Source organism: Amycolatopsis speibonae (assembly GCF_042647925.1).
Lineage (GTDB): Bacteria > Actinomycetota > Actinomycetes > Mycobacteriales > Pseudonocardiaceae > Amycolatopsis > Amycolatopsis speibonae.
Map to the genome: position 1 here is coordinate 17,484 of NZ_JBHRWK010000092.1, position 13,961 is coordinate 31,444.

The 13,961-nt window shown below is 67.3% G+C and carries 9 protein-coding genes and 1 pseudogene; 3 read left to right on the forward strand and 7 right to left on the reverse strand.

The genetic code is table 11. The features are described from left to right. Positions 1-142: 142 nt before the first annotated feature. Positions 143-253 (forward strand): annotated as a pseudogene (locus ACFOSH_RS38960) (HVA1 family protein); the annotation flags it as partial. Positions 254-570: 317 nt separating this feature from the next. Here the strand turns inward: ACFOSH_RS38960 and ACFOSH_RS38965 are convergent. The 3 genes from ACFOSH_RS38965 to ACFOSH_RS38975 form a co-directional block, all read right to left on the reverse strand. Beyond that, entirely contained in the window at positions 571-1,038 is a 468-nt protein-coding gene (locus ACFOSH_RS38965) for an SRPBCC family protein (RefSeq protein ID WP_378245906.1), read from the reverse strand. 102 nt (positions 1,039-1,140) lie between these two features. Then, on the reverse strand, positions 1,141-1,587 hold the full coding sequence (locus ACFOSH_RS38970) for a DUF6292 family protein (RefSeq protein ID WP_378245908.1): 447 nt from the start codon (positions 1,585-1,587) through the stop codon (positions 1,141-1,143). Positions 1,588-1,659: 72 nt separating this feature from the next. After that, positions 1,660-2,100: an Hsp20/alpha crystallin family protein gene (locus tag ACFOSH_RS38975; RefSeq protein WP_378245910.1), complete on the reverse strand. Its 441-nt coding sequence runs from the start codon at positions 2,098-2,100 to the stop codon at positions 1,660-1,662. 100 nt (positions 2,101-2,200) lie between these two features. On the opposite strand from ACFOSH_RS38975, the gene ACFOSH_RS38980 reads away from it, so the two are divergent. Then, positions 2,201-2,812 (forward strand): HSP18 transcriptional regulator, encoded by a 612-nt coding sequence (locus ACFOSH_RS38980; protein ID WP_378245912.1) that lies wholly within the window; start codon positions 2,201-2,203, stop codon positions 2,810-2,812. A gap of 708 nt (positions 2,813-3,520) precedes the next feature. Here the strand turns inward: ACFOSH_RS38980 and ACFOSH_RS38985 are convergent. Genes ACFOSH_RS38985 through ccrA form a run of 3 tightly spaced genes read right to left on the reverse strand, consistent with a single transcriptional unit; the run spans position 3,521 to position 8,160 of the window. Next, a complete protein-coding gene (locus ACFOSH_RS38985; RefSeq protein ID WP_378245914.1) occupies positions 3,521-5,314 on the reverse strand; it encodes a feruloyl-CoA synthase in 1,794 nt (597 codons plus the stop codon). Continuing rightward, a complete protein-coding gene (locus ACFOSH_RS38990; protein WP_378245916.1) occupies positions 5,311-6,903 on the reverse strand; it encodes an HAL/PAL/TAL family ammonia-lyase in 1,593 nt (530 codons plus the stop codon). The genes ACFOSH_RS38985 and ACFOSH_RS38990 overlap by 4 nt, the downstream gene beginning before the upstream one ends. Positions 6,904-6,936: 33 nt before the next feature. Beyond that, positions 6,937-8,160 carry a crotonyl-CoA carboxylase/reductase gene (gene ccrA / locus ACFOSH_RS38995; RefSeq protein WP_378245918.1) on the reverse strand — a complete coding sequence of 408 codons (1,224 nt, stop codon included), beginning with the start codon at positions 8,158-8,160 and terminating at the stop codon, positions 6,937-6,939. A gap of 400 nt (positions 8,161-8,560) precedes the next feature. Here ccrA and ACFOSH_RS39000 point away from each other — a divergent pair, with 400 nt between their 5' ends. Further along, the gene (locus ACFOSH_RS39000) at positions 8,561-10,927 is read left to right on the forward strand and encodes a penicillin acylase family protein (RefSeq protein ID WP_378245920.1); all 2,367 of its coding nucleotides are present in this window, start codon (positions 8,561-8,563) and stop codon (positions 10,925-10,927) included. 75 nt (positions 10,928-11,002) lie between these two features. On the opposite strand, the gene ACFOSH_RS39005 is transcribed toward ACFOSH_RS39000, so the two are convergent. Further along, on the reverse strand, positions 11,003-13,750 hold the full coding sequence (locus ACFOSH_RS39005) for a helix-turn-helix transcriptional regulator (protein ID WP_378245922.1): 2,748 nt from the start codon (positions 13,748-13,750) through the stop codon (positions 11,003-11,005). Positions 13,751-13,961 lie beyond the last annotated feature (211 nt).

The window sequence follows — 13,961 nt, forward strand, 5'->3', positions numbered from 1 at the left end:
TCCTCGCGTGGATGCTCGCCTCGATCCCCGAGGCCCGGGCTGGCGATCGAGGAGATCGCACACCTCGTCGACCGCGCCTGAGTGTGACCTCCCTCCGGGCGGGTACTCGACGGCGGAATCCGGCGGTGAGAAGGAGATGGTCATGGGACAGCGTTTCCACTCGGACACCGAAGCGGCCGGTCGCACTTTACGAACTTCGCCGGAGGCGCCGCAGTACCTGGTCCGCGGCGACAAGAGCGGTGGGGAAGCGGTGCACAAACCGGGGCCTTGGAGAAGTTCTGAGATTCGCTCACCCGCGAACCGGCTCTCCTCGCGGGAGACTGAAGATCCAGATGGTGGTTCTCTCCCGTCTGGTTGGCTTCCGGCAGGAAGACCAGCACCACCTCCGACCGGTGTTCTCGGCGCTGCCGGGCTGAGCACTTTTCCTGCCTCGTCCCAGGAAGCCCGGCACAGGGCTGGGGTCGGATCCCCTGATGCGGAGACCCGACCCCATGGTGTGCGCGGCTGGTCGGGAGAACCGGCCGCCCGCCTTGCCCTGCCGCCGGCCACGCCCCTGGCCGGTGGCGAGGTTCAGGGCTGTCCGGGACGGCCCACATCACCACGCCAAGCGCCGGTCTCGGCGCCGCCGCGGTCTTCGAGGAAGGTCTTGAACCGGTCGAGATCGCCTTGGACGCGGCGGTCGAGGATGCCGACCTTGTCGGCGACGTTCTCCACGAACCCTTCCGGATCGATGTCCATTTGGACGGTCACCCGGGTGTGCCGGTCATCGAGGCGGTGCACCGTGACGACACCTGCGTGGTTCGGGCCGTCGTCGGACTTCCAGGCGACCCGTTCGTCCGGATGCTGCTCGGTGATGGTGGCGTCGAATTCACGGGTGACCCCGGCGATGCTGATGGTCCAGCGGGTGTGCGTGTTGTCACGCTGCTCGATTCGCTCCACGCCTTCCATGAATCGCGGGAACTCGGCGAACTGGGTCCATTGGTTGTAGACGTCACTGACCGGCGCCTCGACATCGACGGATTTGGTGATCGTACTCATCAAACGCCTCCCTAGGAGCTGGTCTCTTTCATGTCCGAACCCCGGATACCCCCTTCCCCGGCGCCGAAACGAGCGGGACGCGGCAGGAACGGGAGTCCGTCTTCACACAGCGACGCGGATTGTCGCCCGAGTACGGCGATCGAGCAGGCGTTCGAGGTCGGCGCGGTCGGTCGCGATGCGGAGCGACGGTGGTGTCAGCTGTCCGACACAGCGATCGCTTTTCCGGAGGGCTTGGACGAATCGCGCGACTCGGGCCGCTGTCGGGGCGATGGTTTTTCCGCCGAGGTAGCAGACGACGATGAGGTCCTCGCCGGAGTGGGTCTCGACCGCGATCGCCCAGCCGTGGACCTCGTCCCAGAGCAGGGCGACGTCCCGATCGGGGTGGCCGGGGAGTCTGCCGTCGAGTGCGACGTAGGCCGAGACCGGGTTGTCGTGGTCGACAGTGCAGGATTCCAGGCCGATCCCGAGAGCGTCGGTGACTTCGGCGAGATAGTCCCAAAGCGCGGCGGGGACGGGGTAACGGGCCGGAGGGGCGAGCGTCGCGATCAACGGGGTGTCCTTTCGTCCGCGGCTGCCTGTGGTGGGGCCGGTGACCGGCCGGCCCCACCACGAGCGCGACTCTCAGGCGTTGATTTCCTTGCGATCGGTCTCGGAGCCGCCGATCCGGATGCGCCGCGGTTTGGCTTTCTCCGCGACCGGGATGCGCAGGGTCAGCACCCCGGCCTCGTACCCGGCGGCGATGCGGTCGGTGTCGAGGGCGTCGCCCAGGAACAGCTGACGGGAGAAGACGCCCAGCGGGCGTTCGGAAACCTGCATCTGGACGTCTTTGCCGGGGATCGGCCGTCGTTCCGCCTTGACCGTCAGGACGTTGCGTTCGACGTCCAGTTCGATCGCGTCGGCGTCGACGCCGGGAAGGTCGAAGCAGACGACGAACTCGTCGCCGTCGCGGTAGGCGTCCATCGGCATCGTGGCCGGTTTGGACCAGGTTCCCGGATTCGTGGCGCCGAACACCTGCTGGGTGAGACGGTCCAGCTCACGGAACGGGTCGGTGCGCATCAACATCGGGTTCCACCTCCTGGGTTCGTTGTCTGGTGTCAACACGCCCCACTGTTCTAACATGTCATCGAACCGATGACAACACCCGAGTCGTCGAAAGGATGACATGACTGAGGTTGACCTCGCGGACCGGGCGCGTGCCCTGTACGACGTGGTGCTGGCTGCCCGTTCCGGCACGGCCGGGCCGGAGTCGCTCTTGGCCGCTTTGGAGTCCTTGCGGGCGATTCGTGAGGAGTTCGCCTCCTGGGAACCGGAGCTGATCGCGGCGGCCCGTGCGGAAGGGGCAAGCTGGACTTCGCTGGCTCCGGCGTTGGGGGTCGCCAGCCGTCAGGCGGCGGAGCGCCGGTTCCTGCGGCTGCGGCCGTCGGACGGTGGCGAGCGGACAGGCGAAGCGCGTGTCGACGCCGAACGTGATCGGCGCGCCGGCGACCGGGCGGTCTCGGAGTGGGCGCGGCGCAATTCGACGACATTGCGGCAACTGGCCGGGCAGGCCGGTGCGCTGGAGGGATTGAGTGCGGAAGGCCGGAAAAGGGCTGACAAGCTCAATACGGCACTCGGCGAGAACGACGCGGCCGATCTCTTGACCCCCCTGTCCGACATGCGAGATCACCTGACGGCCGATCATCTCCAGCTGGCCGACCGCCTCGGCGCGATCAGCGAGCACACCGGGCAGGTACGGCGAGACGCGTTGGACAGTCGTCGGCGGCCCGCCACCTGACGCCTTCCCGGCGGACGACCGTCCACTGAGGACCGAGCCGCAAGCGGTGCCTCGGAGCTGAATCTCGTCGCCAGTGACGACTGGGCAAGCGACGACTGGCGGACCCTACACCGCGGGCTCGGTGAGGTCGCACGGCAGCGTGGTGACCTGGCCGAGGCACTGCGGCTCGCGACCACCGCGCTCGGCGAAGGCTCGGACGACCTGCTCGGCGCGTCGCAGGTCTTGCCCCGGATCTAGGTCGCGGTCTCCGAGGCGCGGGAGGGGCAGGCCACGCTCGATGACCAGGCTGCCTCGTCGTGATCCCAGCGCCGAACGCGGTCAAACCCGCGAACGCCACGAATCCTCGCGGAGATCACCTTGGACCGTCTCACCCGCTAGACGTTTCGCTGGTGGAGAGCATGTTCTTGTCCCAGCGTCCCAATTGTTCGTGAACCGCTCCGCCGCGGGAAGCCGAGCCGCAGAGTGGGTTTCGCCCGTTCGGGCAGGCAATGCGATCGAGGGGGAACACAATGACGATGACGCGAAAACTCGCGGCCGGCCTGGCGCCCGCGCTGTTCGCCGTGCCGACGTCCACCGACGCCGCGGTACCGAGTCGGCCGGGTGTGGGAGTCATGGGGGAGTGCAACCCGTATCCCTCGCTCTGCGGAGCGATCCGCACTCTGTCGAGCTCGAATCACGGCTCGCGGATCACCGCCGAGCGGACACCGGCTACACCTGCGGAATCGTCGCCGCGTATGCCGGGCGCACGACGGCAGGATCGATCGGCTCCTGGTACAGCAACGCAATCAGAGCCGCTCGCCGGGTGACAACGGCGCGCTGGTTGATGTACCCCTTGTCGGTGATTTCACCGTGATCGAGACTGGGCGGCTCGGTGACCAGCAGCAGACGTTCGATCCGGGCGGCCGATCCCCCGCCCTGATTCAGCTCGGCCAGTTTGCGCGCCAGGTGCAGCCGTACGTCCGGATCGTCGTCGTCCTGGCCGGCTCGAAGCCAGCACAACGCCGAGACGGACGACCGGTCCGCTCCGACCACCACCGCGTCGGCCAGGATCCCGGTCGTGGCGAGCAAGGTCTCCCGAAGACGTCCGGGCGCGACCCAGGTTCCGCTGGACAGCTTGAAATCCTCGGCGATCCGGCCGTCGAACACCAAGCCTTTGCGAGGGTCGCTGTCATCGAGGAGCCGGGCGGCGTCGCCAGTGCGGTAGTAGCCCTCGTCGTCGAAGACGTCGTCGCTCTTCTTGCCGACATAGCCCGGGGTCACCGAAGGACTGAGCACCCTGATTTCCTGACGGGCGCCGTGGGGCACGAGCTTGACCGAGACCCCGGGCAGCGGCACACCCATGCCGTCGCGGACTGAGCCGTAGGTCGAAGTCGCGGCCGGTCCCGTTTCGGTCGCTCCCCATGACGAGACCACCGGGATATCGCGTCCTGTCGCTTTTTTCGCAAGCTCGCGAAGCCTGCTCCGAAGGCCACTGTCGAGAGCGGCTCCGGCATAGAGGATCAGCTCGGCCGCACCGAAAACCTGCGAGGCGAGTGCGTGGTCCTGTTCGAGCCGATGGACCAGCATGGCGTAGCCGGCCGGGACGTTGACACAAATGGTGGGGGGAGCGGATCGCAGCGCTTCAAGGGTGCGCTCGAAGAGGTCCGGGGTCGGCTTCCCGTTGTCGATGTACAGACTTCCGCCGTTGCACAGCGCGAGATGCAGGTTGTGGTTGCCGCCGAAGGTATGGCTCCACGGCAACCAGTCGGTCAGCACCGGCGGGGTCCTTGTCACGAACGGCCAGATCTGCCGGAGCATCTGCTGATTGGCGCCCAGCATGGCGTGTGTGTTGAGTACGCCCTTGGGGACATCGGTGGACCCCGAGGTGAAGAGGATCTTGGCGACATCGTCACCGTTCACCGCATGGAACGCTCGATCGACATCGGCGGTCACGGTCGTCCGCAGCAGCCCGTCGAGCGACTCGTGGCGTGGTCCTCGCGCGTCGCGGGCCACCAGTTCGCGACAGGCCGGGCCGGCGACGGCTCTCACGGCGTCGAGCGCGGCGCCGAACAGCTCACCGTCATCGGCGAACACCATGCCGGGGCGCACGAGTTCGGTGATCGCCCGCAGCCGAAGGTGAGTGGCCGACCGGACCGAGTACGCCACACTCACCGGGACGATCGGCGCCCCGATGGTGTAGCAAGCCAACGTGAGCAGGAGGTGGTCGATCGTGTTCCCGGACAACACGAGCAAAGGGCTTTCCTGCCCGAGACCCCGATCGAGCAACGCCTGAGCCAGCGCGTCGACCTGAGTTCGCGCTTCACCATACGAAACGGGAAGCCAGCCGCCGGACGAAGTACGTTCGGCCGCGAGGACTCGATCGGGCGTCTCGCGGGCCCAGGTGCGGAGTGGCTCGGCGAGCGAACGCGGGCAGGCGCCCACAGGCTCGGTGGAACGAAGGATCCGTACGCCGTCCGATCTGTCCTCGCACGTGATCGCCGGCTCCGCGAAGACCTGTCTCATGGCATGGGGTCGATGGTCAGTTCGCCGGACTTGATGAGGGCGGTGACCCGTTCGATGTCCTCGTCGAGCGCGCGGTCGCGGTCGAGGAACGGGGATACCGCGCGAATCTGGTGGTAGACGGCCAGCGTCGGGCGGCTGAGGTAGTCGAGCCCGCGGAGGTCGGCGGCCTGGCACAGGGCGATCAGCTGGATCGCGGCGATCTGCTGCACGAGTTCGACGACGGATCGCGCGTCACGGGCCGCGATCGTGCTCATGCTGACCTTGTCCTGGTTGTGCGCCTCGGTCGACCGGGAGAACGACGTCGCCGGCATCGTCCACTTGAGAGCCTCCGCCGCCAGCGCGGACGCGGTGATCTGCATTCCTTTGAAACCGTGGAAAAGGCCGGCTTCGAAATTGTCGTGGGTGAGCCGCGGGATCAGGTTCGGGGTCAGCCCGTTGTTGAACTTTTCGTCGACGATCAGTTCGAGCTGGCGATCCAGGAGGTCGCCGACGCTGGCCACGGCGGTCTTCACCGAGTCCATCGACTGGCTGACGTGTCCACCGTAGAAGTTCCCGCCATTGTGGACAGTGCCGGTCGCCGCGTCGAACAGTGGATTGTCGTTGGAGGAGTTGACCTCCACGGTGAGCCAGTTGCGCACCCAGTTGACCGTGTCCCGCACCACCCCGATGACGTGCGGGGCGCAGCGAATCGAATACCGGTCCTGAATCGGGTGTTCGAGTTCACGGAAGTTCACATCGGGATGGATGGTGGTTTCGCCGATCGACGCGACGGGCGTGAGCATCCGCCTGATGGCGCGGGCGCTGGTCATCAGCCCGTCATGCGGCTTCTGCAGGAACAGGAACTCCGCGAAGTGGGCCGGGTTTCCGGCGAGTACCTGGCTCGCCATGGCGGTGCAGCACTCCGCGACTTCGGCGACCCGCTCGGCGTCGTGCACGGCGAGCGCGGCGTACGCCGAAGAGAAGGACGTTCCGTTCACCAGCGCGAGGCCTTCCTTGGCCTCCAGGGTGAGCGGCTGGATCCCGCACTCTCGCAGCGCGTCCGCCGCCTGCTTGAGGATCCCTCGATGGGACACGGTGCCCTGTCCGGTGATCATGCCCGCCAGATAGCTCAGGGGGACCAGGTCGCCGCTGGCGCCCACCGAGCCGCGCTCGGGGATGCGCGGCAGGATCTCCGCGTTGAGGCAGTCCACGATGGTCTGGATGAGTTCCGGGCGGACCCCGGACGCGCCGCGGGCGAGGCAGTTGGCCCGGACGACCATCGTCGCCCGAGCGACTTCCGGTGTGGCGTAAGGGCCCACGCCGGTGGACAGGAAGCGGATCAGGTTGTCCTGCAGCTGGGCGGTCTTGTGCTTCGAAACCTGACGGGTGTTGCTGTCGCCGAATCCGGCGGTCACGCCGTAGATCGGCAGTCCGGACGTGACAAGCTCGTGCTTGAGGTCGTTGGATGCTTCGATGCGCCGCCGCGAATCCGCGGAGAGCGTGAACACCTGCGTACCAGGAGATCGAGCGGCAAGCACGAGCTCGTTGATCGTCAGTTCGCGACCGTCGATGCAGATCTCATCGAGTTGGTGCGAGGTGGTCAAAGACATGACCGGACTCCTTCTAGTGCAATCCTGCGAGTATTACTCGGTCGCGTTGACGAGGGTGGCCGCGTTGCCGGGAGGCAGCTCGTTGGCGAGCATCCTTTGATGCACCTGCCCCAGCTCGTGGAATTCCACCGTCGTCGACAAACACGGGTCCAAGCGATTCGCCGCCACCAGTTCCGTCACCGCACGACACTGCTTGAAGTTGGCGAAATGCGATCCCTGCAGCCGTTTCTGGCGCATCCACAGGAACCGCAGATCGATGTCCGCGTGATAGCCGGTGGTGGCGCCGCAGATCACGATCATGCCGGCGTTGTCGCCGATGTAAACCGAGGTGGGCAGTGTGTCCTGGCCGGAATGTTCGAAGACGATACGGGGGTTACGGCTTTCGCCGACGATACCCCACAGTGTGGAGCGGAACCTCTTGACCTCGCTCATCCACGCTTTTGTCGCCGCGGTGTCCGACGCGTCCGGGAGCGGGCCCCAATGAGTGAAATCCTTGCGATTGATGACGCCGGCGGCGCCGAGTGCCTTGCAATGATCCGCCCTGGATTCCGAGGACACCACCGCGACGGGTATGCCCCCGAAAAGGCGGACGATTTGAATGGCCATCGAGCCGAGTCCGCCCGCGCCACCCCAGATGAGGACCACGTCGCCGGGCTGGACCGTGTGCGGCTGCCAGCCGCAGAGCTGCCGGTACGCCGTCGCTCCGGAGACCATGAAGCACGCTGCTTCCGGCCACGAAAGCTGAGCGGGTTTGGGGTGGCACTGGTACTCGTCGACCAGGGTGAACTGCGCGAACGAACCGTAGTTCACTTCGTAGCCCCAAGCCTTCTGGGTCACCGAGCTGATCGGATCGGCACCCATCCGGATGTCCGCCGCGCGCTCGTCCCATTGGCAGCCCGACAGGACGACCTCATCGCCGACCTTGACCTGGCGAACACCGTCGCCGACCGCCCACACGATGCCGGATGCGTCCGAACCGCCGATATGGAAGTCTTCCGGCTCGCCGTGCCGTTGCCGCATCCCGATGACGTCCAGCGGTTTGCCGAGAGCGGCCCACACGTTGTTGTAGTTGATCCCCGCGGCCATCACGAAGACGAGGACTTGACCGTATCCGGGCCGCGGGGTCGGCAGTACCTCGTGCTGAAAAGCCTGGTCCGGTTGACCGTAACGGTCTCGGCGCAGTACCTGTGCGTGCATCTGATCCGGGACATGACCCATGGGAGGCAGTTCCCCGAGGTCGTAGAGATTTTTTCCCATTGAGTCACTTTCCTGCGATCGTGAATGGAGAATTCAACCGTGATACCCGCTGACGGCGTCCTCTGTGCGAGCAGCCCCCAAATCCACTATTCGCGTGCTGAGCCTCGAGAAAGTCGCGGGTGTCGCGGGACGGAAGATTCCCGCGTCGGTGCGTCCGGGTTTCCCAGGATGTCGGCCGCGCGACGGGAGCGTCAACCCCTAGCGACGCCCCTACGGCACCCAGTACCGCCGCTGACGACCAGCGGGAACATTTGTCGTCAGCGGGAAAACGCGTGTTCCGCGACGGATAGGGGTCAGTTGGTGGCGGCTAGGGGCTGCTTTCCCGTCGAGGCGCTCAGTAGCGTGCGGAGAACAAAAAGGTGACGTGCTGCCGTGGGTGAAGAGGTCTCGGATGTTTGCTATGCGATGGCGGCTGTGTCTTCTCGGGATCGTTTTCCTCGTCGGCGTGGCGGGGATGCCCCCCGTCACGGCCGATGCGACGCCTGGCCGTCCGTCGCTCACGCAGCAGGTACGGGGCCTGACCGAACCGGTGGACCTGCTGGTCGACAAGTCGGGTGTGCCGCACATCTACGCGCGGAACACCCCGGATGTGTTCCTGGCGCAGGGTTTCGGTGCCGCACGCGATCGAATCTTCCAGATGGACCTGTGGCGGCGCAAGGGTTTGGGCCTGCTTTCCGAAGTGCTCGGTGATTCGTTCGCGGAGCAGGACAGGGCTTCTCGGTTGTTCCTCTACCGCGGGGGCATGACGCAGGAGTGGGCCGAGTACGGGCCGGAGGGCAAGCTCGCCGCGACGCGGTTCGCCGACGGCGTCAACGCCTATGTGGACTTCCTGGCCGCCAATCCCGCCGCGCTGCCCGAGGAATTCCGGAAACTCGGGTATACCCCGGCCCGCTGGAGCGCTGAGGACGTGGTGCGGATCCGCGCGCACGGGCTCAGTCAGAACCTCAAGAGCGAGGTGGCGCGCGCGAAGATCGCCTGTGCCGGCGGGATCGAGGCCGATCGGTACCGGGTCCGGCTCGAACCCGCGCACAGCCCGCGGGTTCCGGCCGGGCTCGACCCGTGCGCGCTGCCCGCCGACGTGACGCGGGTGTTCACCCTCGCCACCGGCGGCCTGGACTTCAGCGCGGGTGCGAGTCTGGCCGAACCGCTCGTCGAGGCACCGGAGGGCAGCAACGCCTGGGTGGTCGGCACGAACCGGAGCAGCACCGGACGGCCGGTACTCGCTTCGGATCCGCACCGCGCCCTGCCGTCGCCCGCGACCAGGTACGTGTCACACCTGAACGCGCCGGGGCTCGACGTGATCGGCGCCGGTGAACCGTTCGCGCCAGGGATCTCGCTGGGGCACAACGAGGTCTCCGGGTTCAGCCTGACGATCTCGGCGATGGACCAGGAGGATCTCTACGTCTACGAACTCGATCCCGCCGATCCGAGCCGGTACCGCTACGGCGGCGGCTGGGAGAAGTTCACCACCGTCACCGAGCGGATTCCGCTGCGTGACGGGGGCACCAAGGAGGTCGTGCTCCAGTTCACCCGGCACGGCCCGGTGATCAAGACGGACACCGCGGGCAACCGTGCCTACGCCGTGCGAGCCGCGTGGCTGGAGCCGGGCATGTCACCGTACTACGGCAGCCTGAAACACCTGCGGGCCAAGAACTTCGGCGAGTTCAAGCAGTCGGTGGACACCTGGGGCGCACCCGGGCTCAACCACGTGTACGCGAACTCGTCCGGGGAGATCGGCATGGCCGTCGGCGGACTCGCGCCGCGGCGGACCGGGTACGACGGACTCCTGCCGGTGCCGGGGGACGGACGATACGACTGGAACGGCTTCGTGCCCGCCGCGGAACTGCCACGGGTCCACAACCCCGCGAACGGGCTCGTCGTCACCGCCAACGAGTACAACGGGACGACGCCGGACGTGGGCTACGAATGGAGCAATCCTTCGCGCTACCAGCGGATCAACGAGGTGCTGGGATCGAAGCCGCGAAGCACGCCCTCCGACTCCGCGACGCTGCAGAACGACCAGCTCTCCCTGCAGGCACGGCGGCTCGTCACGCTGCTGCAGCCGTTGAGCGGCACCGATCCGGCGGTGGCCGAAGCGTTGTCGTTGCTGAAGAGCTGGAACGGGGTGCTGGACGCGGGAAGCGCGCCCGCGCTGCTGTTCGAGGTGTGGTTCATGTGGCACCTCGGGCCGAACTTCCTGTACTCGGTGCTGCCCCCGGCGGTGGCAGGCGCGATCTTCCTGCCGGACCAGGCGGTGCTGATGGACGCCATGGAGAACCCGGACCGGTATTTCGGTGCCGGTGGCGCCGCCGTCAGGGACCAGCTGCTGCTGAAGACTCTCGGTACCGCGATGGCGGATGCCCAGCGGCGCGGCGGCGAGGATTCGGCGAAGTGGAAATGGGGCGAGCTGCACCGGGTGGAGTTCGCGCATCCGCTGGCGCCCAAGGTCGACCAGCCGACGGCCGACCGCTGGAACGCGGGGCCGGTGCCGATCGGCGGGTCGTGGCACACGGTGAACTCCTCGATCTACAGCCCGGTCGACTACCAGGGCCTGGCCGGACCCTCGTTCCGGATGGTGCTCGACGTGGGGAACTGGGACGCCGCGCAGATGATCAACGCGCCAGGGCAGTCCGGTGACCCGAATTCGCCGGGCTACGAAGCGATGACCGAGAAGTGGCGCACCGGCAAATACGTCCCGCTGCTCTACAGCCGCGAGGCGGTCGAGCGGAACACCGTCCTGCACATCCGGCTGGTGCCGAAACCCTGACGATCCCGACCGCACAGACCGCGGCCCCGCACTTCCCGGAAAGTGCGGGGCCGCCGTCTGTGGTGAGAAGAGCCGTCAGGCGATGCCCGCCAGCTCGGTGGGCAGATCGGTGCGGCGGCTGACCTTGAGCTTGCGGTACGTCTTGGTCAGATGCTGCTCGACCGTGCTGACGGTGACGCACAGCTTCCGGCTGATCTCCTGGTTGCTGTGGCCGAGCGCGGCCAGCACCGCCACCCGCCGTTCCGCCGTGCTCAGCGGCTCCAGCGGGTTGAACTCGTCCGCGACCTCGGCCGAGCCCGCCAGCGGTTTGCTGTGCACGATCAGCCGGCTGTGGAGCACGTTGGCGTGCGCGACCTTCGAGAGCTGGATCGCCCGTCTGGCGAACATCCTGGCCCGGTTCGTCTCGCCGAGCACCTGACCGGCCTGGCTCAGGTCGGCCAGGGTGTAGGCCAGCTCGTACGGGTCACCACAGTGCTGCAGCAGATCCGCGGCCTCCTGCAGCAGCGGGACCCGCTTGCGGAGATTGTCGGTCGAGGCCAGCACCCGCAGCGCGACCGCCCTGATCCGCGGCCCCCGGCTGCCGGGCAGCTCCAGCTCCTCGGTGACGAGGCGCTGAGCCACATCGCCGCGGCCGAGGCGGACGTACACCCTGGCCGCGTCGCTGCGCCACTGGGTGAGCGCGGGGTAGTCCAGCCCCCATCGGCGGGACCGGTCGCCCGCCATCTGGAAGTCGTCCAGCGCGGCGTGCAGCCGGTCGGTCGCCAGGTGGTAGCGCCCGCGTGCCTGCAGGTACTGCAGCCAGAACCGGGTCTGGTGCGTCGTGCGCGGCATCATGTGAGTGAGCTGCTCGGCCGCTTCGTCGAACCTGCCCATCATGGTGTTGGCCAGCACCAGGTGCGCCCGTGGCGAGCCGATCGCCACCCCCCAGCCCTGCGGCGGCATGATCTCCAGCGCCTTGAGCGCGTGGGCACGCGCTTCGGACGGGTTGCCCAGCTGGAGCGCGATCGCCGCGCGCAGATCGGTGAGGATCGCCCGCCACGTGGTCGCGTTGCGGTTCTCCGCCTCGGCCAGCAGCTCCTTGCACCACTCCGTGGCACGGTTCGGGCACTGCGCGTACAACAGCGTCTGCAGTGCCGACAGCGCGCACTCGATGGGCATGTCGCTCATCCGCCAGCTCTGCAGCACCTGCTCGGCCTCGTGCACGCTGTCCGAGGTCGCGCCGTCCTTCAGTACGGTGAACAGGGTGCTGCCGGCGGCCTCGCCCCGATCCGCGAAAGCCGGGTCGACGGTGTCCTCCAGCAGTCGAGGATGGAAGAACCGCAGCCACTGCACGGTCATCCGGTAGTCGGCGGTCAGCGCGGGGCCGGCGTCGGCGATCGTGTCCCGGAGACCGGCCAGTACCTCCTTGGCTTCGTTGGCGAAACCGTGCCAGGCCAGCCATCGGGCCAACGCGGGCGCGTGCTCCTGCGCCAGCTTCCCTTGCTGCAGCTCGGCGGTGAGCAGGCTCAGGTGCTGACCGGACGCGGCCGGGTCCACCAGCCACTGCACGCCGGTCAGCCGGACGGTCAGTTCCGCCCGTTGCCGCTCGTCGGAGCAGGTGCGCCGCGCGAGGTCCAGATAGGACACCGCGGCACGGAGGTCCGCCTGGGCGACCGCCTGTTCCGCGGTGTCCCGCAGGAAGTTGACCGCCCACATCTCGCCGGATTCTCCCGAAGCGGCGATGTAGGCCGCGACCTCGGCCGCCTCGGCTCCCTCGTCGTGCAGCAGCTTGGCCGTGCGCAGGCACAGGGCCGTGTGCTCCTGGCGATCGAGGTCGGCCAGCACCGCGTTCCTGGCCGCCGGGTCACGGAACCGGCCGCCGACGGTCAGCCCGCCGCTGTCCACAAGGGAGAGTAGGTCGACGACGTGGGACGGGCACATCTCCGTCACCTTGGCCACGTTGGCGGCCGTGGCGAGTTCGTCGAGCACGGCCACCGCCCGCAGCACGCGGGCGGCGTCGGGATCGGCGCGGTGACAGTAGGACAGCACCGCCTGCCGATAGTTCTCCCCGGTGACCGGGACCGGCGGAAGGGTCCGGCCGCTTCCGGCCACCGCGGTGGCGGCCAGCCAGTCCTCCGCCAGCGCGCACACCAGCATCGGATTGCCACCGGTCAGTTCCGCGCAGCCGGTGACGAAGGACGCGGCGGGGATACTGTCCAGCCGTTCGCCCAGCAGTTCGCCGACGCCTGCTTCGGACAGGGGCTGGAGCCGGACGTGCCGGGAATGCGGCTGCCGCATGACCTCGGTCCGGAGCCGGGCCGAGCCTTCCCCTGTTCGTTCCGCGAGGACCAGCAGGACCCTGGCGGACCGGATCCGCCGCTGCAGATGAAGCAGGGTGTCGGTGGATGACTGATCCGCGAAGTGCGCGTCGTCCACTGTGATCACGACCGGCCTTTCCTTGGCCAGTTCGAGCACGAGCGCGCAGATCGCCTGTGCGAGCAGCAGGGCCGTCTGATCGAAGGCCAGCGGGTCGTGGCCGGGCCGCCTGCTGGTGACCAAGCCGGCGGAAAGCAGGTATTCCGCTTTCGCCAAGACGGTTTCGGGCAATGCCGCGTTCCGGAACAACTGTCCGATGACACCCATTCGGAGAGTCTGCTCTGCCAGCGAGGCCGTCGCGCTGAGGACCAGCGCGCCGGAGTCGATCGCCTGGTCGTTGAGCCGTTCCAGTAGTTCGGTCTTGCCGCTGGCGACGCCACCGGAGACGAGGCAAGCCCGACCCCTGCCGCCATTCTCATACACTTTGTTCAGCTGATCAAAAAAGATATCTCTTTCTGCGATCGACATGGTGTCCCCCCACAGGGCTTTTGTGACATCACCGTTGCATTGACTCAGCACTAATTCCCCAGAATTCGCGAGTGAGTGAGGTGACCGTACCACCTGATCGGGTGTAACGGTGACGGGTTCCACGGAGACGGATCGCGGGGTGCCGGTGAGCGGGGTGTCACTTTTCCAGGCGAGTTCACCTGAATGGAGCTGTGGGGGCGGCGTTTATCCG

Bases quoted from the DNA above. Each gene is read 5' to 3' on its own strand.
- ACFOSH_RS38965 (WP_378245906.1), bottom strand. From the start codon at position 1,038: ATGAGTACGATCACCAAATCCGTCGATGTCGAGGCGCCGGTCAGTGAC.
- ACFOSH_RS38975 (WP_378245910.1), bottom strand. From the start codon at position 2,100: ATGTTGATGCGCACCGACCCGTTCCGTGAGCTGGACCGTCTCACCCAG.
- ACFOSH_RS38980 (WP_378245912.1), top strand. From the start codon at position 2,201: ATGACTGAGGTTGACCTCGCGGACCGGGCGCGTGCCCTGTACGACGTG.
- ACFOSH_RS38985 (WP_378245914.1), bottom strand. From the start codon at position 5,314: ATGAGACAGGTCTTCGCGGAGCCGGCGATCACGTGCGAGGACAGATCG.
- ACFOSH_RS38990 (WP_378245916.1), bottom strand. From the start codon at position 6,903: ATGTCTTTGACCACCTCGCACCAACTCGATGAGATCTGCATCGACGGT.
- ccrA (WP_378245918.1), bottom strand. From the start codon at position 8,160: ATGGGAAAAAATCTCTACGACCTCGGGGAACTGCCTCCCATGGGTCAT.
- ACFOSH_RS39000 (WP_378245920.1), top strand. From the start codon at position 8,561: ATGCGATGGCGGCTGTGTCTTCTCGGGATCGTTTTCCTCGTCGGCGTG.
- ACFOSH_RS39005 (WP_378245922.1), bottom strand. From the start codon at position 13,750: ATGTCGATCGCAGAAAGAGATATCTTTTTTGATCAGCTGAACAAAGTG.